The organism is Nocardioides sp. NPDC057767, assembly GCF_042798275.1.
Taxonomy (GTDB): Bacteria; Actinomycetota; Actinomycetes; order Propionibacteriales; family Nocardioidaceae; genus Nocardioides.
Map to the genome: position 1 here is coordinate 1 of NZ_JBHVKJ010000010.1, position 17,558 is coordinate 17,558.

Sequence of the window (17,558 nt, forward strand, 5' to 3'; positions counted from 1 at the left end):
CGGGCCGACTCGGCGGAATTTTCGGTCAAGATGAGCCGACTCGGCGGGAGTTGGTCAGGCCGAGAAGGGGACCAGCAGCCGACGCAGCAGGTCGGTGAGCTGGCTCTGCTGGTCGGCGGAGAGGCTGTCGAGGAACTCTCGCTCGGCCGCGAGCAGCGCTTCGAAGGCGCTGTCGACGGTCGCCTTGCCGTCGGGGGTGAGCCGGACGAGCACGCCGCGGCGGTCGGCGGGGTCGGGGAGTCGCTCGACCAGGCCGCGAGAGGCGAGCCGGTCGACGCGGTTGGTCATGGTCCCGCTGGTCACCAGGGTCTCGCGCAGCAGCCGGCCGGGGGAGAGCTCGTAGGGGTCGCCCGCGCGCCGCAGTGCGGCGAGCACGTCGAACTCCCAGGACTCGATCCCGGAGCCGGAGAACGCGTCACGTCGGGCGAGGTCGAGGTGGCGCGAGAGGCGGGAGAGACGCGAGAAGATCTCGACGGGGCCCAGGTCCAGATCGGGGCGCTCGTGTGCCCAAGCCTCGCTCAGGTCGTCGACTTCGTCGCGCATGGCGTTGAGCGTAGCCCAAGTTCGCCTCATCGAGAATCTTGACATCGAGACAAGTCGGGAGGACGATCGGAATATCTTGACATCAAGAGAAATCGAGAGGACGTACGCCATGACTGCATGGGATCCTGAGCGCTATCTGACCTACTCCGACGAGCGAGGCCGGCCGTTTTCCGATCTGCTCCGCCGGGTCGCTGTGGATCAGCCGAAGTCCGTGGTCGACCTGGGCTGCGGTCCTGGCAACCTGACAGCGCTGGCGGCGGCCCGCTGGCCGGGGGCCAGGGTCGTCGGCCTGGACTCCAGCTCCGCGATGATCGACAAGGCGCGCGCGACCGTCGACGGTGTCGACTTCGCGGTGGCGGACCTCCGCGACTGGGCCGACTCGGCGGCACCGGGGTCCGTCGACGTACTCCTCTCCAATGCGACCCTGCAGTGGGTTCCCGGTCACCTGGACCTGCTGCCGGCTCTCGCCCGCGCTGTGAGCGACGAGGGCTGGTTCGCCTTCCAGGTTCCGGGCAACTTCGACGAACCCAGCCACCGGCTCCGCGAGGAGCTCGCCGCCGAGGAGCCGTACGCCGAGCACGCCCGCCACCTCGAGGCGCCCGGGTCGCACGATCCCGCCGAGTACTACGACGTGCTCGTGAAGGAGGGGTTCGCGGTCGATGCCTGGGAGACGACGTACCTGCACGTGCTGACCGGCGAGGATCCCGTCTTCACCTGGATCGCCGGGACGAGCCTGCGCCCCACGGCGGCCGCGCTCGAGAAGGCCGGGCTCTTCGAGTCGTTCGCCGAGGAGCTCAAGAACCGTCTGGCACAGGCCTATCCCGTACGAAACGATTCGGTAGGAAACAGTTTCGTGCTGCTCCCGTTCCGACGCGTCTTCGTGGTCGCCCGCAGGCTGGCGGCATGATGCGGATCCATCACGTGCAGGTCGGCATGCCCGCCGGTCGCGAGGACGAGGCCCGGACGTTCTATGCAGACGGACTCGGACTGACCGAGGTGCCGAAGCCGACCGAGCTGGCCAAGCGCGGTGGCGCCTGGTTCCGATCGCCGGGCGGCGCGGAGATCCATCTCGGGGTCGAGGACCCGCACCGGCCGCAGGCCAAGGCCCATCCCGCCCTCGCCGTCGAGACCGAGGCGGAGCTGGAGGCCCTGGGGGCGAGGCTCGCGCGACTCGGCTTCGACGTCGACTGGAGCCAGCGTCACAACGCCGACGGATTCCAGCGTTTCCACGTCCGCGATCCGTTCGGCAACCGCGTCGAGATCGTGTGGCCAACCGCCGTCTAGCACGAACTTCTGGTCCATGTAGGCGAAAACAGGAATCAAGCAAAAAGAACCGTAACGCCAACTGGTCTGGACCGTTGTCCCCCGGGGGATACAACAACGAGCCAGGAATGATGCCAGAAACGATGGAAGGCAAGACTTTGACTGACGACGTGACCGTCCCCCAGCCTCGGGACGCGGAGACGACGAGCGTGGTCAATCGAGTCCGCCGGGCTCAGGGCCAGCTCGGTGGCGTGCTCCGCATGATCGAAGACGGCCGCGAGCTCGCCGATGTGGTCGGCCAGCTCAAGGCAGTGACCCGTGCCCTCGACAAGGCGGCTTTCGCGCTGCTCTCCAACGAACTGCGCCGTGCGCACGCCGATGGGGACCGCCCGGAGCAGATCGAGGAGCTCGAGAAGGTCTTCCTCTCCCTCTCCTGATCTCGGGCCAGGAGAGGGGAGGGGGTTACCCTCGGGTAACCTGACCGCCATGAGCCAGCTCTACGACCTCTGGAAGTCCTTCAACCGCGTGCCGGTTGTGGGCAAGCGAGCATTCTCGGTCGCGTTCGCGAAGAAGGCGCCCTACTTCGGGTCCATCCACCCGCTGGTCAACCAGCTGCGGCCCAACTACGCCGAGGTCATCGTGCCCAACCGCAAGGGCAACCACAACCACATCGGGACCGTGCACGCCATCGCGCTGTGCAATGGCCTCGAGATGGCGATGGGTGCCCTTGCGGAGGTCACCATCCCGCGCGACAAGCGCTGGATCCCCAAGGGGATGACCGTCTCCTACACCGCCAAGGCGACCTCCGACATCACCTGCATCGCGGAGACCGACCAGGAGGACTGGGAGACCGCGGACGGCGACCTCGCCGTCCGGGTCAAGGGCATCCGCGAGGACGGCACCGTCGTCATCGAGGGCACCATCAACCTCTGGGTGACCCCGAAGAAGAAGTAGAAGCAGGTACGCAACGGCCCGCCGCCCGAGAAGGGGCAGCGGGCCGTTCGTGGTGCAGGTACTAGAGGCCGGCGGTGTTCTGCTTACGCACCCGCTCGGCCTCTGCTGCGATCGGGTCGACAGCCGCGGGGTCGCCGACGGGTGCTGCGGTGTGGGCCACCCGCCGCGTGCGGGCCTCGATCCAGTTGGCGACGAGGCCGAGGATCGTGTTCAGGATGATGTAGATGACCGCCACGACGATGGCCGCGGGGACCAGGTTGTGGAAGTTGCCGTCCAGCTTGGGCACCTGGTTGAGCAGCTCGCTGTAACCCAGCACGTAGCCCAGCGCGGTGTCCTTCAGGAGCACGACGAGCTGAGCGATGATCGCGGGCAGCATGGAGCGGACCGCCTGCGGCAGCAGGATCGCCCACATCACCTGGGTGCGGGTGAGCCCGATGGCGAAGCCGGCCTCTCGCTGCCCGTTCGGCAGGGCGTTGACGCCGGCTCGGATGATCTCGGCGATGACGGAGCCGTTGTAGAGCATCAGGCCGAGCACGACCGCCCAGAAGATGCTGGTCGGCGTGATCCCGAGCGAGGGCTGCATGAAGTAGATGAAGAACATCAGCAGCAGCATCGGGATGGCGCGGAAGAACTCGATGACCACAGCGCACGGGATGCTGATGAGCTTCACGTCGGAGAGACGTCCGATCGCGAAGACGAAGCCGAATACCAGAGCGAGGACCGAGCCGACCGCAAAGGCGCTCAGCGTGCCGATCAGGCCAGGGATCAGCAGGTTGTTCCAGACGTCGGCGTCGAGGAACGGGGTCCACTTCTCGCTCTCCCACTGGCCGGTCTCGTCGAACTTCGAGTAGACGAACCATGCGACGTAGCCGAGCAGGACCAGCGCGACCCCGGAGTAGATCCAGTTGAGGGCCTTGGCGCGCGGGCCGGGGGCGTCGTACAGGACGGAGGCACTCATCGAATCACCGCAAACTTCTTGGAGGCCCAGCCGGCGAGGAAACCGACCGGCAGGGTCATGAGCATGAATCCGATCGAGAAGATGATGAAGATCAGCACGATCTGGTCGGCCTCGTTCTCCATCATCGTCCGCATCTGACCGGACGCCTCGTTGACGCCCTTGGCGGTGACGACGCCGATGGTGACGGCCACCGTCGTGTTCTTGATCATTGCGATCAGGACACTCGCCAGGGGGTTGAGCACCGACCGCAGCGCCTGCGGCAGCACGATCAGCCGGAGGTTCTGCGAGAAGGTGAGTCCGATCGCGCGGGCCGCCTCGGCCTGCCCCAGCGGCACTGTGTTGATGCCGGAGCGGAGGACCTCGCACACGAAGGTCGAGGTGTAGACGCTCAGAGCCAGCACGGCGAGCCAGAAGTTCTGGGTCGGCAGGTCATCGGAGAAGCTCAGGCCGAACTGGAAGGCGAGGCCGAACATCGAGAAGAACATCACCAGTGTCAGCGGCGTGTTCCGGAACGTGTAGACGACTGCCGCCCCGACCCAGCGCAATACCGGCACCGGGGAGACGCGGAAGACGGCGAGTGCGACGCCGAGCAATAAGGCGAAGACGCCGCTGTAGACGGCAAGTCTCAAGGTCAGCCCGAATGCTTGGAGGATGGCCGACCCATACTCGGAGAAGAGATCCATGGGGTACTTTCGGTTCTTGGTGGTCCGTCTTGTCGCTCACCCCGAGTCGGCGGGTCCTGACCCTGTTGCTCGCTCCGCTGGGAGCGGGCCAGAGCCCGCCGGCTCGGGTCTGGGTGAACTCAGTAACGGTCGACCGCGGGAGGCTCCGGCAGCTCGTAGCCAGAATCGCCGAGGTTGTCGTTGAACGCCTTCTCCCAAGCGCCGTCCTCGAAGGACTGCTCGATCAGGTCGTTGATCTTGTCGCGGTCCTTGCTGCCCTTGGGCAGGCCGACGCCGTAGTTCTCCTCCGAGAACGGCTGGCCGACGATCTTGAACTCACCCGGGAACTCGTTGGCGTAGCCCGCGAGGATGATGTCGTCGGTGGTCAGCGCGTCGAGCTGCTTGCCTTGGAGGGCGGTGATGCACTTGCTGTACGAGTCGAACTCCTGCGGCACGGCGCCGTACTCGTCCTTCACCTTCTGTGCGGAGGTGGAGCCGGTGACGGAGCAGATCTTCTTGCCCTTCATGTCGTCCGGGCCCGTGATGGAGGAGTCGTCGGCGCGGATCAGGAGGTCCTGACCAGCGATGTAGTAGGGACCGGCGAAGTCGACCTTGGCCTTGCGCTCGTCGGTGATCGAGTAGGTCGCCAGGATCATGTCGACGGTGCCGTCCTGGAGGAAGGTCTCGCGGTTGGCGGAGACCGCCTCCTTCCACTCGATCTGGTCCTCCTCGTAGCCGAGACCCTCGGCGATGTACTTCGCCATGTCGACGTCGAAGCCGGAGTAGGTGCCGTCGGCCTTCTTGAAGCCGAGGCCCGGCTGGTCGAACTTGATGCCGATCTTGATCTTGTCGCCGCCGGCGTCGGAGCCGGTGTCGTCGCTGCCGCCACAGGCAGCGAGCGAGCCGGCGAGCGCGAGGGCGCCCACGACCGCGGCGATCTTCTTGAACTTCATCGAATCCACCTTCTGGAATATGAGTGTTGGTGCATTGCAGGGTGCGCGAGCTCAGCGGCTCACCCGAGACGTACGTTCAGTGCTTGAGGATCTTGCCGAGGAAGTCCTTGGCGCGCTCGGACTGCGGGTTGTCGAAGAACTCAGCCGGGGTGTTGGACTCGACGATCTGGCCGTCGGCCATGAAGACGACTCGGTCGGCGGCCATCCGGGCGAAGCCCATCTCGTGGGTGACCACGATCATGGTCATGCCCTCCTTGGCGAGGCTGACCATGACGTCGAGCACCTCCTTGACCATCTCCGGGTCGAGGGCGGAGGTGGGCTCGTCGAAGAGCATCACCTGCGGCTTCATCGCCAGCGCCCGAGCGATCGCGACGCGCTGCTGCTGTCCGCCGGAGAGCTGAGCGGGATACTTGTTCGCCTGGACGCCGACGCCGACGCGGTCGAGCAGCTTCTTGGCCTCGGCCTCAGCCTCGGCCTTCTTCAGCTTGCGCACCTTCATCGGGCCGAGCGTGACGTTCTGCAGGATCGTCTTGTGGGCGAAGAGGTTGAAGCTCTGGAAGACCATCCCGACCTCGGCGCGCAGCTTGGCCAGGCTCTTGCCCTCCGCGGGCAGCTCCTTGCCGTCGAGCTTGATCGTGCCCGAGTCGATCGTCTCGAGCCGGTTGATCGCGCGGCAGAGGGTCGACTTCCCCGAGCCCGAGGGCCCGATCACCACGACGACCTCGCCACGCTTGATCTCCAGGTTGATGTCCTGGAGCACGTGCAGGTCGCCGTAGTGCTTGTCGACATGGTCGAGCACCACCAGGGCGTCTCCCGAAGGTGCGCTGGTGGGATCTGTGTCAAGCACGGTCATGTCGCAGACCTAACCACATCCTGCATTGCACATCCATGACTTGGTCCCCGGTATCGGTTACAAGGAGATAACCAACGAGATTCGGTACGCCGGGCCGCTACCGCAATCCTCGCCGGATTCCACCGCGCGGCCCCTGCGGTCGTACTCTTGAGGGCGCTATGACTACGTCGATCGCCTCTGGCTCCGCAACGGCCCGTACGTACGAAGTCCGCACCTACGGCTGCCAGATGAACGTCCACGACTCCGAGCGCCTCTCCGGGCTGCTCGAGGATGCGGGCTATCTCAAGGCGACCGAGGGAACGCAGGCCGACGTGGTCGTCTTCAACACCTGCGCGGTCCGGGAGAACGCCGACAACAAGCTCTACGGCAACCTCTCCCATCTGGCCCCGATCAAGGAGGCCAACCCCGACCTCCAGATCGCCGTCGGCGGCTGCCTCGCGCAGAAGGACCGGGCGACGATCACCGAGAAAGCGCCGTACGTCGACGTTGTGTTCGGGACGCACAACATCGGCTCGCTCCCGGTGCTGCTCGAGCGGGCCCGGGTCCAGGAAAAGGCGCAGGTCGAGATCCTGGAGTCCCTCGAGGTCTTCCCGTCCACGCTGCCCACCAAGCGCGAGTCGGCCTACGCCGCCTGGGTGTCGGTGAGCGTCGGCTGCAACAACACCTGCACGTTCTGCATCGTCCCGAGCCTGCGGGGCAAGGAGAAGGATCGGCGCCCGGGCGAGATCCTCGCCGAGATCGAGGCGCTGGTCGCCGAGGGCGTCACCGAGGTGACCCTGCTGGGCCAGAACGTCAATGCCTACGGCGTGGAGTTCGGCGACCGGCAGGCGTTCTCTAAGCTGCTGCGCGCCTGTGGCGAGATCGAGGGCCTGGAGCGCGTCCGGTTCACCAGCCCGCATCCCGCGGAGTTCACCGACGACGTCATCGAGGCGATGGCCGAGACGCCCAACGTGATGCCGTCGCTGCACATGCCGCTGCAGTCCGGCTCCGACCGCGTGCTCAAGGCGATGCGCCGCTCCTACCGGTCGACCAAGTTCCTCGGCATCATCGAGCGCGTCCGGGCGGCGATCCCGCACGCGGCGATCACCACCGACATCATCGTCGGTTTCCCGGGGGAGACCGAGGAGGACTTCCAGGCCACCCTCGACGTGGTCCGCGAGTCGCGCTTCGCCTCCGCCTTCACGTTCCAGTACTCCAAGCGTCCCGGCACTCCCGCGGCCGACCTCCCCGACCAGATCTCTCCCGAGGTCGTCAAGGACCGCTACGGACGACTCGTCGATCTCGTCAACGAGATCGCCTACGAGGAGAACAAGAAGAACGTCGGACGTACGCTCGAGCTGATGGTCGCCGAGGGCGAGGGCCGTAAGGACGCCGAGACCCATCGCCTCTCCGGTCGCGCGCCCGACAACCGGCTCGTTCACTTCAACGTGGCCGGTGCCGAAGGCGTACGTCCCGGCGACATGGTGAAGGTCGAGGTCACCTACGCGGCTCCGCACCACCTGGTGGCCGACAACCCGGTGCTCGAGGTGCGGCGCACCCGTTCCGGCGACGCCTGGGAGGCGCGCCAGGGCCGAAGCGAGCCCGAGACGCCTTCGGTGGGCCTGGGCATGCCGTCGGTCGGCGTGCCTGCTCCGCTGCCCGCTGCGCCAGCGTGCGGCTGATCGTTCGGCGTCGCATTACTCGAACAGCAAATTCTCCGTAACTCCGTTCCCCCGAGGGTATTTCTGCCCTAGCCTGAGGCAACTTGTCTCAGGAAGGGATACCCCCCATGTCGATTCCCAAGCTGGCCGGCAGAGCAGCAGCGATGGGCGCGCTCGGAGTGCTCGTGGCATCAGGCCTGGCGGCCGCTTCTCCCGCGACCGCGATGCAGGCGGCGGCAGGAGGCGACGCCTGCTTCGACCCGCACGAGGTCGGCGCGGCCCGCGTCGCCGAAGGTGCCGAGCAGGTCCGCGACACGAACCATCTGACCGCCAAGCAGGCCGACGCCAAGGAGAAGGCGCTCAGCGATGCGCTGGCGGCGAAGGGCAAGAAGGGCGGCAGCGCCACCCTCGGCCCGACGACCATCCCGACCTACATCCACGTCATCCAGGAGGACGCCACCACCGGCGCCGTCCCGCAGGCCAACATCGACGCGCAGATCGACGTGCTCAACGCGGCGTACGCCGGCACGCCGTTCTCCTTCGAGGTCGCCGGCCAGGAGACCACGATCAACCCGGCCTGGTACCCGATCATCTCCGGCTCGGCCGGGGAGCGGGAGATGAAGTCGACCCTGCGCCAGGGCGGCGACAACGCGCTCAACGTCTACATCGGTGACATCGACGACGGCCTGCTCGGCTGGGCGACCTTCCCGACCAAGAACATCGGGTCGCAGGACGGTGTGGTCATCCTCGGCGAGTCGATGCCGGGCGGCTCCGCAGCGCCGTACGACGAGGGTGACACCGCCACCCACGAGGTCGGTCACTGGCTGCACCTCTACCACACCTTCCAGGGCGGCTGTCACGGCAAGGGCGACCAGGTCGACGACACCCCGGCCGAGGCGGCGCCCGCCTTCGGCTGCCCGGAGGGCTCCGACACCTGCACGGCTCCGGGCCTCGACCCGATCCACAACTTCATGGACTACACCGAGGACGCGTGCATGGACGAGTTCACGCCGGGTCAGGTGCAGCGCATGATCGACGGGTGGGTGGCGTACCGCGCCTGATCGCTGCTTCGACGATCTCCACAAAGCGCCGAGCGCCGGGTCCCTTGCGGGCCCGGCGCTCGATCCGTCTGCGATCAGCAGGGTTGACTCAGAACTGCGACTGCTCCTGCTCGCCGCCGAAGCCACCCTCGCTGGACTGCTCGCCGCCGAAGCCGCCCTGGCTGGACTGCTCGCCGTAGGAGCCGCCCTCGCTGGACTGCTCGCCGTAGGAGCCGCCCTCGTTCTGGCCACCCTCGGCGCCGTAGGAGGAGCCCTCGTCGGACTCCTGGCCGCCGTAGCCACCCTCGCTCGAGCCCGCGGACTGCTCGCCGCCACCGTAGGAGCTGCCCTCGTCGGACTGCTCGCCGTAGGAGGAGCCGCTCTCGCTCTGGCCACCCTCGGAGCCGTAGCTCGAACCCTCGGACTGCTCGCCGCCGCTGAAGCCGCCCTCGTCGGAGGACTGCTCGCCGTAGGAACCGCCCTCGCTCTGGCCGCCCTCCTGGCCGCCGAAGCCGCCCTCGGTGGACTGCTCGCCGTAGGAGGAGCCCTCGCCGGACTCCTGGCCGCCGAAGCCGCCCTCCTGGCCGTAGTTCTGCTGCTCGTCGCTGTTGCCGTAGTTCTCAGTCATAGTGGTCCACACTTCCGAGTAGTTGTGTTCGGACCGGCTTCGGAACATGCGTCGCACGTCCGCCCCCCGGCTGTCCCATTCGGTGAGGCACGCGAGCGGGACGGTCTCGACCGTTCCATGTGGCGGCACGAATGGCAACAGGTGCGTAACAGTGTTTCGGAAAAAGCCATGCAAAATGTCAACCGGGTGTACGGCTCACGCAAAGCGAGGCGGGGAACAACCCCGTGTGGGTTGCTCCCCGCCTCGATGCGTGGATGGGTTCAGTTGCCGTCCAGCTTCTCCGCCTCGTTCTTCGCGGTCTCGACGCCCTGGTCGATCTGGTCGCTGAACTTGCCACCGGTCTTCTCGTCGGCGAACTCGCCGGCCTTGTCCAGGCCCTCGCTGACCTTGTCGGCGCCAACCTTGTCGATGCCCTGCTGGGCGAGGTCCTTTGCCTTGTCCAAGAAGCTCATGCTTCCCCCTCATGGTCGGTGGCTCCCCGTATGAGCCAACTAGCGGTCAGACTAACCACATGGAGTACGACAGCAACAGGGGGACACGCGACCTGGATAGTTCGCCCGGGCTATCCAGCTTGGGATCTTCTTCCTGGTCCGTGACCCCGATCGTGGCCGTCGTCGGCGCCACCGCGGCGGGCAAGACGTCGCTCTCCCTGGACCTCGCCGAGACCCTCGGCGGCGAGATCATCAACACCGACGCGATGCAGGTCTACCGCGGCATGGACATCGGGACCGCGAAGCTTCCGCTCGCCGAGCGGCGCGGGATCCCGCACCATCTGCTGGACCTCCTCGACATCGCCGAGCCGGCCTCCGTGGCTGACTTCCAACGGCTCGCGCGGGAGCGGATCGCCACGCTCCGTGAGTCCGGGAAGACGCCCGTGCTGGTCGGCGGCAGCGCTCTCTACACGCGAGCCATCCTGGACCGGTTCGAGTTCCCCGGGACCTCGACCGAGGTCCGGGAACGCCTGGAGAAGGAGCTCGAAACCGCAGGCGAGAAGGCACTTCATGATCGGTTGCGGGCTCTGGACCCGGTGGCGGCCGAGCGGATCGAGGTCGACAACGGTCGCCGCGTCGTACGCGCCCTGGAGGTCATCGAGCTGACCGGTGAGCCGTTCAGCGCCCGGCTGCCCGAGCAGGTCTATCAGGATCCGGCCTCCATCCAGATCGGCGTCGACATCTCCCGCGAAGCCCTGGACGTACGCATCCGGCAACGCGTCTCGGAGATGTTCGAGGCCGGGTTCGTCGATGAGGTCGCCCGGCTCCTGGAGGCTGGTCTCGGACGGACGCGGACCGCGGCGAAGGCCATCGGCTACAACGAGGTCGCCGCGTACCTCTCCGGAGAGATGACCCTGGAGGAGGCCATGGAGCGGACCGCCATCAGGACCCGGCAGTTCGCCCGACGCCAGGACGCCTGGTTCCGCAAGGACCCGCGGGTCGTGTGGGTCTCCTACGACGACCCGTCCCGCCTCGACAAGGCCGTGGCGGCGGTGCGGACGGTGCGGGCGGTGACGCGGTGAGCGAGCAGGTGCGCGACCGCCTGCGGGAGCTGCTGGACGCGGTGCTCGACGGCGCCGACGACGGGGAGCCCCGCACGCTGGCCCAGATGGCGGGGGACGCCTACACCTCGCCCTACCACTTCAACCGGCTCCTCTCCCGGGGCGCGGGGGAGCCGCCGGTGGCGATGCGACGGCGGGTGATGCTGGAGCGCGCTGCCTGGCAGCTGCGACACGGCGGCACCGTGACCGACGCGGCCTGGGCCGCCGGCTACGAGTCTGTGGAGGGGTTCTCCCGGGCCTACGCGAAGGCGTTCGGGCACCCTCCGAGCACGGCCGCTGTCAGCCACTGGCTGCCCGCGCCGAACGGAATCCACTTCCATCCGCCCGAGTCGCTGTGGGTCGACTCCCAGGAAAGGGTGCTCGCGCCGCTGACCGAGCAGCTGGTGATGCACGACGTCGACGACACCCGGGCGCTGCTCGACCTGGCCAAGGACCTGCCCGAGGAGGTGCTCACCGGGGTGTGCCTGCCGGGCCACGAGGTGCTGCCGTGGGACGGGCCGGAGGAGTCGCTGCGCCAGGTCCTCGAGGCGACCGTGTGGGCCAAGGAGTGCTGGGTGGCCTCCATCGAGGGTCTCTCGATGCCCGTCCGGCGCCAGTCCGACGACGCCGCCGCGCTGATCGAGCGTCACGAGTCCGTCGCGGCGCGCTGGCTGGCCGTCGTCCGCGACATCGAGCGCCGCGGCGCCTGGGAGGACCGGCTCGTGGACGCCCTGTGCGAGCCGCCGGAGAGCTTCCAGATGGGGTCGGTGGTCGCCCACGTCCTGACGTACGCAGCCCACCGGCGTCTGCTGGCTCGGATGATGCTCCGGATGGCCGGCGTCGAGGTCGACCGGGGTGACCCGATCGACTGGCTACGGGCTCGCCGCGGCGAGGTGCCGCCTCGTACCCTGGGGCGGTGACCCCTACCTGGACTGAGATCAGCACGCCCGAGGAACTCGTCGACCTGGTCGGCACGCCGCACGAGCGAGCGGTGACCAAGGGGCGTCCGGCGCTCCTCGACATCGACCGGGAGTGGCTCGCCGCGACGCCGTTCTGCGTGCTCGCGACCTCCGACGCCGACGGCAACTGCGACGCCTCGCCCAAGGGGGACCCGGCGGGGTCGCTGGTGCACGTCATCGACGACAAGACGATCGCGATCGCGGAGCGACCGGGCAACAAGCGGGTCGACGGCTACCGCAACGTGCTCTCCAACCCGCACGTCGGGCTCAACTTCCTGATCCCCGGCCGGGGCGACACGCTGCGGATCAACGGTAGGGCCCGTCTGGTCTCGGACGCGCCGTTCTTCGACGAGATGGTCGTCAAGGGCAAGCGGCCGATCCTCGCCCTGGTCGTCGACATCGACGACATCTTCTTCCACTGCGCGAAGGCGTTCCTGCGCTCGGGCCTGTGGGACCCGGAGACCTGGGACCCCGACCACCTCCCCAAGCGTGCGGTCATCGCCAAGCAGGTCGAGAACGACCCGCGCACGCTGGCGGAGATGGAGGACTACTACCGCACCGACGTCTACTCGAAGTACCTCTACTGATGACCTACTCCTACCTGAAGGGCCACGGCACGGAGAACGACTTCGTGCTGCTGCCCGATCTCGACGGCTCGGTGCACGGCGCCCTCTCCGACGACGAGATGGCCGCGCGGGTCCGAGCGCTGTGCGACCGCCGCGCCGGCATCGGCGGCGACGGGATCCTGCGGGTGATCCGCACCGCCGCCTACACCGGCGAGGACCGGCCGGCGAGCGACGCCGAGTGGTTCATGGACTACCGCAACGCCGACGGCACCCTGGCCGAGATGTGCGGCAACGGCACCCGGGTCTTCGCGGAATACCTGCGTTCTGCCGGGCTCGCCGGTGACGAGGTCACCTTCGCCACGCGTGCCGGCGACAAGACCCTGCGCGCGGAGGGGGACGTCTGGACGGCCGATCTGGGCTCGCCGAAGCTGCTCGGGTCGACCCAGGTCACCGTCGCCCACCACTTCTGGTCCGCGTGCAACGTCGACATGGGCAACCCGCACGCCGCGGCCGAGGTCGAGTCGATCGACCCCCACGGCCCGGTCGGCGACCTCTACGACTCCCCGATCTTCGACGAGACGGTCTATCCGCACGGGGTCAACGTCGAGTTCTTCGTACGCGTCGCCGAGCGTCACGTCGCCATGCGGGTCTTCGAGCGCGGCGCCGGCGAGACCCGGTCCTGCGGCACCGGAGCCTGTGCGGTGATGGTCGCGGCCGCCGAGGCCGACGGCCTCGCGATCGCGCGCGATGCCGACGTGACGTACCGGGTGGATGTGCCGGGCGGCACCCTCCACGTCACCTGGACGACCGACGACCACGTTCTGCTCACCGGACCGGCGATCCTGGTCGCTGAGGGTACGACGTCGCTCTGACCGCGAGATGGTTAACGGGTATTCACCACCGTGAGGGTGGTCACGTCTATGGTGCTGCCCATGCAGTTGACTGACAGCACAGCGATCGTGACCGGAGCGGCCAGCGGAATCGGGGCGGCGACGGCCCGGGCGCTGGCAGCCAAGGGTGCGACGGTCATCGTCGCGGACATGCAGAAGGACAAGGGCGAGGCTCTGGCGGAGGAGATCAAGGGGCTGTTCGTGCCCGTTGACGTCACCGACACCGACCAGATCACCAACGCCGTGGAGAGGGCCGTGGAGATCGCGCCGCTGAAGGCGGTGGTCAACTCGGCCGGGATCGGCTGGGCGCAGCGCACCATCGGGCGTGACGGTCAGATCGGTTCGGCGCACGACCTGGACGCGTACAAGAAGGTCATCGCGATCAACCTGATCGGCACCTTCGACATGTGCCGCCAGGCGGCGACCTACATCAGCCGCAACGAGCCCGACGCCAACGGGCAGCGCGGCGCCATCGTCAACCTGGCCAGCGTGGCCGCCTTCGACGGCCAGATCGGGCAGGTGTCCTACTCCTCGTCCAAGGGCGGCGTCGTCGGGCTCACTCTTCCGCTCGCGCGCGACCTCGCCGCGGTCGGCATCCGGGTCAACACCGTCGCCCCGGGGCTGATCGACACCCCGATCTACGGCGAGGGCCCCGAGTCGGAGGCGTTCAAGGCCAAGCTCGGCGAGAGCGTGCTGTTCCCGCACCGCCTCGGCGTGCCCGAGGAGCTGGCGAGCATGGTCGTGGAGTGCCTGACCAACGACTACATGAACGGCGAGACGATCCGGGTCGACGGCGGCATCCGGATGCCACCGAAGTGACCGGACGCAACTGGTAACAGGACGCAGGTAGTACCCCGACGGCTGGCGCACCGCTAATGTGTGCGCCAGCCGCGGACCGTTCAGACCGCTCCGCGGATGTCGGAGCTAGGGGAGTTCGCATGTCCGATAAGGCGGGCACCAGTACGTCGAAGGCGCTCGCGATCATCGAGCCCGAGGAGCCCACCGGGCCGCCCGAGCCCGCGCGGGAGCCGCGGTTCACCCGGGAGACGATCGGCGTGATGGCCGGTGCCGCCGGTGTCCTGGCGCTGTGCCTGCTCGCGACCGCCCTGGTCGCCGAGGGAAAGGCCGGCTCGAGCGGCGAGCGGACCTGTCTGGGCCCGCAGATGACGGTCGCGGTGGCCCCCGAGGCGGCGACCGTGGTCGGCAACATCCTCGAGGACGCCGGCTGCGGCCAGATCGAGGTCGAGGCGACCAAGACCGACCAGGTCCTCCAGCCGATGGCGCTCGGCGGTGAGCTGCCCGACGTATGGATCCCCGACTCCTCCGTCTGGCTCGACCGGATCACGCCGGCCGCCGAGCCGGTGACGCTGCGGGCCTCGATGGCCTCCTCGCCGGTCGTGCTCGTCTCCGGCGACGGGCTCGCCCGCACCTCCTACGCCGAGGCGTTCGTCGAGGACGACCTGCTGATGGGTGACCCCCGGCGGATGATGAGCGCCCTCGGCACGGTGGTCGCCGGCCAGGCGAAGCCGGCGAGAGAGGCCAGGCTGGAGCCGTACGGCGAGCGGATCGCCTCCGGCGACGAGGCTGCCGCCCCGACCGACTCGGCGCGTCTGGCCGAGCTGCAGACCGTCATGAGCGGGGTGACCGCGACCAGCGAGCAGCAGTGGTCGACGAACGCGCCGATGCTGAAGGCCGCGGCACCCAAGGAGGGCACCGTGGTCCTCGACTACCCGGTCCTGATCACCGCCGACTCCTCGCGCCGCAACGCGATCGCCGAGTCGATCACCAGCTTCGCGCGTGTGCTCGACAGCGGCGCGGCCGACACCGCGCTGACCCGGGCAGGGTTCCGCACCACCGGTGCCGGTAAGCCGTCGCCCACAGTCGGTGCCTACACCCGGGTCGACGCAGCGAGCGTGACCAACGCTGCCGCCGAGTGGAACGCCAAGCTGCAGCAGACCCGGACGATCGCGGTCGTCGACGTCTCCGGGTCGATGGCCTGGCCGACCGGTTCCGGGACGACCCGCCTCCAGCTCACCCAGGCGGCGGCGTCGGAGGCCGTCGAGCTCCTTCCCGGTGGCGCCGCGGTCGGGCTGTGGGCCTTCTCCGAGGCGGCCGAGGGCGATCCCGCCGACCACACCGTGCTCGTCCCGACCCGCCAGCTCGCCACGAAGGACCAGCGCGCGCAGCTGAGCGAGGAGATCGCCGGCCTCACCGCGCGCACCGGCGGCGGCACCGCCCTGCACGACACCGCGCTCGCGGCCTACCAGGCCGCGGTCGCCTCCTACGACCCGCTCGCGTCCAACACCGTCCTGCTCTTCACCGACGGCACCAACGACGATCCCGGTTCGATGGACCTGGCCGAGCTCGTACGCCAGCTGGAGGCTGCCTCCGACCCGCGTCGGCCGGTCCGCGTCCTGGGCATCGGGATCACCGCCGACGCCGACCTGGGCGCGTTGCAGGCGATCGCCGATGCGACGGGTGGGGCTGCGTACGTCGCGGAGCGTCCGGAGGACGTCGGGACCGTGCTGCGGGAGGCGCTCGAGCAGCGCTGAGGGGCGCTCTTGGATAAGCATTGTCCCCCGGGTGGTGTGGCGCCGTACCCTTGTTGGTATATGACGAACAACGCACACGATTTCTCACTCGCTGACGAGCTCGAGGCCACCGAGGAGTGGGACGCGCTCGACGACAGCTTCGAGAGTGGTTACGCCGACGAGGATCCCGAGGACACCGATCCGACCGTCGGCGCGATGGAGCTTGCCGAGCGGCACGCGCTCAAGCGCGTCGCCAGCCTGCGCACCGAGCTCGAGGACATCACCGAGGTCGAGTACCGGCAGCTGCGTCTGGAGCGAGTGGTGCTCGTGGGCGTGTGGGCCGGCGGCACCCAGACCGACGCCGAGAACTCCCTCGCCGAGCTCGCGCTGCTGGCCGAGACGGCCGGTTCCGAGGTCCTCGAGGCGATCTACCAGCGCCGCCAGGCGCCCGACCCCGCGACCTACATCGGCCGCGGCAAGGTCGAGGCACTCAAGGAGATCGTCGCCGCGACCGGCGCCGACACCGTGATCGCCGACGGCGAGCTGGCGCCTTCGCAGCTGCGAAACCTGGAGGACCGCACCGGGGTCAAGGTCGTCGACCGGACCGCGCTGATCCTCGACATCTTCGCCCAGCACGCCAAGTCCCGCGAGGGTCAGGCTCAGGTGGAGCTCGCTCAGCTCAACTACATGAAGCAGCGGCTTCGTGGTTGGGGTGGCAACCTGTCCCGTCAGGCCGGTGGCCGGGTCGCCGGTGGTGCCGGTATCGGTGGCCGTGGTCCCGGTGAGACCAAGATCGAGACCGACCGTCGCCGGATCAACACCAAGATCGCGAAGCTCAACCGCGAGCTGAAGGCGATGAAGGGCACCCGCGACACCAAGCGCGCCGACCGCAAGCGCCACCAGATCCCCGCGGTGGCGATCGCCGGCTACACCAACGCCGGCAAGTCGTCGCTGCTCAACCGGCTGACCGGTGCCGGGGTTCTCGTCGAGGACGCGCTCTTCGCGACCCTGGACCCGACCACCCGGCGTACGACCACCGAGGACGGGCGGGTCTACACGATGTCCGACACGGTCGGCTTCGTGCGTCACCTGCCGCACCAGCTCGTCGAGGCCTTCCGCTCGACGCTGGAGGAGGTCGCCGACGCCGACCTGGTCGTGCACGTGGTCGACGGCTCCCACCCCGACCCTGAGGGCCAACTGGCCGCGGTGCGTGAGGTGTTCGCCGAGATCGGTGCCGGCGACGTGCCGGAGCTGGTCGTGATCAACAAGGCCGACATCGCCGACCCGCTCGTGATCAGCCGGCTGCTCCGCGCCGAGCCGCACTCGGTCGCGGTCTCGGCCAAGACCGGCGAGGGCATCGACGAGGCGATCAAGGCGGTCGAGACCGACCTGCCGCGACCGGGCGTGGAGTTCTCCGCGCTGGTTCCCTACGAGCGCGGCGACCTGGTCAACCGGATCCACCAGCACGGCGAGATCGACCACCTCGAGCACACGGCCGAGGGCACCGTCGTCAAGGGCCGCGCCAACGCGGACCTGGCGGGTGAGCTGGCGGCTTACCCGAACTGAGCGCACCCCGCCTGATCCAGG

Annotated in this window: 20 protein-coding genes; 13 read left to right on the forward strand and 7 right to left on the reverse strand. The window is 68.3% G+C overall.

All coding sequences use genetic code 11. The features are described from left to right. Positions 1-54: 54 nt before the first annotated feature. Entirely contained in the window at positions 55-543 is a 489-nt protein-coding gene (locus tag ACFVDI_RS07140; protein ID WP_378902137.1) for a MarR family winged helix-turn-helix transcriptional regulator, read from the reverse strand. Between the two features lie 109 nt (positions 544-652). Here ACFVDI_RS07140 and ACFVDI_RS07145 point away from each other — a divergent pair, with 109 nt between their 5' ends. The 4 genes from ACFVDI_RS07145 (at position 653) to ACFVDI_RS07160 (ending at position 2,760) form a co-directional block, all read left to right on the forward strand. After that, the gene (locus ACFVDI_RS07145) at positions 653-1,450 is read left to right on the forward strand and encodes a methyltransferase domain-containing protein (protein WP_378902140.1); all 798 of its coding nucleotides are present in this window, start codon (positions 653-655) and stop codon (positions 1,448-1,450) included. Next, entirely contained in the window at positions 1,447-1,827 is a 381-nt protein-coding gene (locus ACFVDI_RS07150) for a VOC family protein (RefSeq protein ID WP_378902143.1), read from the forward strand. The genes ACFVDI_RS07145 and ACFVDI_RS07150 overlap by 4 nt, the downstream gene beginning before the upstream one ends. Before the next feature lie 149 nt (positions 1,828-1,976). Beyond that, positions 1,977-2,243 (forward strand): metal-sensitive transcriptional regulator, encoded by a 267-nt coding sequence (locus tag ACFVDI_RS07155; RefSeq protein ID WP_008362591.1) that lies wholly within the window; start codon positions 1,977-1,979, stop codon positions 2,241-2,243. A 49-nt stretch (positions 2,244-2,292) separates the two neighbouring features. Continuing rightward, entirely contained in the window at positions 2,293-2,760 is a 468-nt protein-coding gene (locus tag ACFVDI_RS07160; RefSeq protein WP_008362589.1) for a hotdog fold domain-containing protein, read from the forward strand. A 61-nt stretch (positions 2,761-2,821) separates the two neighbouring features. Here ACFVDI_RS07160 and ACFVDI_RS07165 read toward each other — a convergent pair whose 3' ends face one another. From ACFVDI_RS07165 to ACFVDI_RS07180, 4 genes are all read right to left on the reverse strand, one after another. After that, complete coding sequence (locus tag ACFVDI_RS07165; protein WP_378902147.1) at positions 2,822-3,718, reverse strand: amino acid ABC transporter permease; 897 nt, start codon at positions 3,716-3,718, stop codon at positions 2,822-2,824. Next, complete coding sequence (locus ACFVDI_RS07170) at positions 3,715-4,401, reverse strand: amino acid ABC transporter permease (RefSeq protein ID WP_378902150.1); 687 nt, start codon at positions 4,399-4,401, stop codon at positions 3,715-3,717. The genes ACFVDI_RS07165 and ACFVDI_RS07170 overlap by 4 nt, the downstream gene beginning before the upstream one ends. Before the next feature lie 119 nt (positions 4,402-4,520). Further along, positions 4,521-5,333 carry a glutamate ABC transporter substrate-binding protein gene (locus ACFVDI_RS07175; protein WP_378902153.1) on the reverse strand — a complete coding sequence of 271 codons (813 nt, stop codon included), beginning with the start codon at positions 5,331-5,333 and terminating at the stop codon, positions 4,521-4,523. Positions 5,334-5,409: 76 nt separating this feature from the next. Beyond that, on the reverse strand, positions 5,410-6,186 hold the full coding sequence (locus tag ACFVDI_RS07180) for an amino acid ABC transporter ATP-binding protein (RefSeq protein ID WP_378902156.1): 777 nt from the start codon (positions 6,184-6,186) through the stop codon (positions 5,410-5,412). Positions 6,187-6,344: 158 nt separating this feature from the next. Between ACFVDI_RS07180 and miaB the strand changes: the two genes are divergently transcribed. Together miaB and ACFVDI_RS07190 are read left to right on the forward strand one after the other, a co-directional pair. Continuing rightward, entirely contained in the window at positions 6,345-7,847 is a 1,503-nt protein-coding gene (gene miaB / locus ACFVDI_RS07185) for a tRNA (N6-isopentenyl adenosine(37)-C2)-methylthiotransferase MiaB (RefSeq protein WP_378902159.1), read from the forward strand. A gap of 107 nt (positions 7,848-7,954) precedes the next feature. Beyond that, complete coding sequence (locus ACFVDI_RS07190; protein ID WP_378902162.1) at positions 7,955-8,887, forward strand: zinc metalloprotease; 933 nt, start codon at positions 7,955-7,957, stop codon at positions 8,885-8,887. 88 nt (positions 8,888-8,975) lie between these two features. Here the strand turns inward: ACFVDI_RS07190 and ACFVDI_RS07195 are convergent, their stop codons facing one another. Both ACFVDI_RS07195 and ACFVDI_RS07200 read right to left on the reverse strand, forming a co-directional pair. Then, entirely contained in the window at positions 8,976-9,494 is a 519-nt protein-coding gene (locus tag ACFVDI_RS07195) for a hypothetical protein (RefSeq protein WP_378902165.1), read from the reverse strand. Between the two features lie 260 nt (positions 9,495-9,754). Further along, the gene (locus ACFVDI_RS07200; protein ID WP_378902168.1) at positions 9,755-9,946 is read right to left on the reverse strand and encodes an antitoxin; all 192 of its coding nucleotides are present in this window, start codon (positions 9,944-9,946) and stop codon (positions 9,755-9,757) included. Between the two features lie 119 nt (positions 9,947-10,065). Between ACFVDI_RS07200 and miaA the strand changes: the two genes are divergently transcribed. From miaA to hflX, 7 genes are all read left to right on the forward strand, one after another. Continuing rightward, on the forward strand, positions 10,066-11,007 hold the full coding sequence (miaA, locus tag ACFVDI_RS07205; protein ID WP_378902171.1) for a tRNA (adenosine(37)-N6)-dimethylallyltransferase MiaA: 942 nt from the start codon (positions 10,066-10,068) through the stop codon (positions 11,005-11,007). Beyond that, positions 11,004-11,945: a helix-turn-helix transcriptional regulator gene (locus tag ACFVDI_RS07210; RefSeq protein WP_378902174.1), complete on the forward strand. Its 942-nt coding sequence runs from the start codon at positions 11,004-11,006 to the stop codon at positions 11,943-11,945. The genes miaA and ACFVDI_RS07210 overlap by 4 nt, the downstream gene beginning before the upstream one ends. Further along, a complete protein-coding gene (locus ACFVDI_RS07215; protein ID WP_378902177.1) occupies positions 11,942-12,571 on the forward strand; it encodes a pyridoxamine 5'-phosphate oxidase family protein in 630 nt (209 codons plus the stop codon). Before ACFVDI_RS07210 ends, ACFVDI_RS07215 begins: the two co-directional genes overlap by 4 nt. Beyond that, positions 12,571-13,422, forward strand: a complete 852-nt coding sequence (gene dapF / locus ACFVDI_RS07220) for a diaminopimelate epimerase (protein WP_378902180.1) — start codon at positions 12,571-12,573, stop codon at positions 13,420-13,422. Before ACFVDI_RS07215 ends, dapF begins: the two co-directional genes overlap by 1 nt. Before the next feature lie 60 nt (positions 13,423-13,482). Further along, positions 13,483-14,259, forward strand: coding sequence for an SDR family NAD(P)-dependent oxidoreductase (locus tag ACFVDI_RS07225; RefSeq protein ID WP_378902183.1), 777 nt, complete (start codon positions 13,483-13,485; stop codon positions 14,257-14,259). Between the two features lie 119 nt (positions 14,260-14,378). Continuing rightward, a complete protein-coding gene (locus ACFVDI_RS07230) occupies positions 14,379-15,992 on the forward strand; it encodes a VWA domain-containing protein (protein WP_378902186.1) in 1,614 nt (537 codons plus the stop codon). A 60-nt stretch (positions 15,993-16,052) separates the two neighbouring features. After that, complete coding sequence (gene hflX, locus ACFVDI_RS07235; protein WP_378902189.1) at positions 16,053-17,537, forward strand: GTPase HflX; 1,485 nt, start codon at positions 16,053-16,055, stop codon at positions 17,535-17,537. The last annotated feature ends 21 nt before the right edge of the window (positions 17,538-17,558 follow it).

Bases quoted from the DNA above. Each gene is read 5' to 3' on its own strand.
- ACFVDI_RS07140 (WP_378902137.1), bottom strand. From the start codon at position 543: ATGCGCGACGAAGTCGACGACCTGAGCGAGGCTTGGGCACACGAGCGC.
- ACFVDI_RS07145 (WP_378902140.1), top strand. From the start codon at position 653: ATGACTGCATGGGATCCTGAGCGCTATCTGACCTACTCCGACGAGCGA.
- ACFVDI_RS07150 (WP_378902143.1), top strand. From the start codon at position 1,447: ATGATGCGGATCCATCACGTGCAGGTCGGCATGCCCGCCGGTCGCGAG.
- ACFVDI_RS07160 (WP_008362589.1), top strand. From the start codon at position 2,293: ATGAGCCAGCTCTACGACCTCTGGAAGTCCTTCAACCGCGTGCCGGTT.
- ACFVDI_RS07165 (WP_378902147.1), bottom strand. From the start codon at position 3,718: ATGAGTGCCTCCGTCCTGTACGACGCCCCCGGCCCGCGCGCCAAGGCC.
- ACFVDI_RS07170 (WP_378902150.1), bottom strand. From the start codon at position 4,401: ATGGATCTCTTCTCCGAGTATGGGTCGGCCATCCTCCAAGCATTCGGG.
- ACFVDI_RS07175 (WP_378902153.1), bottom strand. From the start codon at position 5,333: ATGAAGTTCAAGAAGATCGCCGCGGTCGTGGGCGCCCTCGCGCTCGCC.
- ACFVDI_RS07180 (WP_378902156.1), bottom strand. From the start codon at position 6,186: ATGACCGTGCTTGACACAGATCCCACCAGCGCACCTTCGGGAGACGCC.
- miaB (WP_378902159.1), top strand. From the start codon at position 6,345: ATGACTACGTCGATCGCCTCTGGCTCCGCAACGGCCCGTACGTACGAA.
- ACFVDI_RS07190 (WP_378902162.1), top strand. From the start codon at position 7,955: ATGTCGATTCCCAAGCTGGCCGGCAGAGCAGCAGCGATGGGCGCGCTC.
- ACFVDI_RS07195 (WP_378902165.1), bottom strand. From the start codon at position 9,494: ATGACTGAGAACTACGGCAACAGCGACGAGCAGCAGAACTACGGCCAG.
- ACFVDI_RS07200 (WP_378902168.1), bottom strand. From the start codon at position 9,946: ATGAGCTTCTTGGACAAGGCAAAGGACCTCGCCCAGCAGGGCATCGAC.
- dapF (WP_378902180.1), top strand. From the start codon at position 12,571: ATGACCTACTCCTACCTGAAGGGCCACGGCACGGAGAACGACTTCGTG.
- ACFVDI_RS07225 (WP_378902183.1), top strand. From the start codon at position 13,483: ATGCAGTTGACTGACAGCACAGCGATCGTGACCGGAGCGGCCAGCGGA.
- ACFVDI_RS07230 (WP_378902186.1), top strand. From the start codon at position 14,379: ATGTCCGATAAGGCGGGCACCAGTACGTCGAAGGCGCTCGCGATCATC.
- hflX (WP_378902189.1), top strand. From the start codon at position 16,053: ATGACGAACAACGCACACGATTTCTCACTCGCTGACGAGCTCGAGGCC.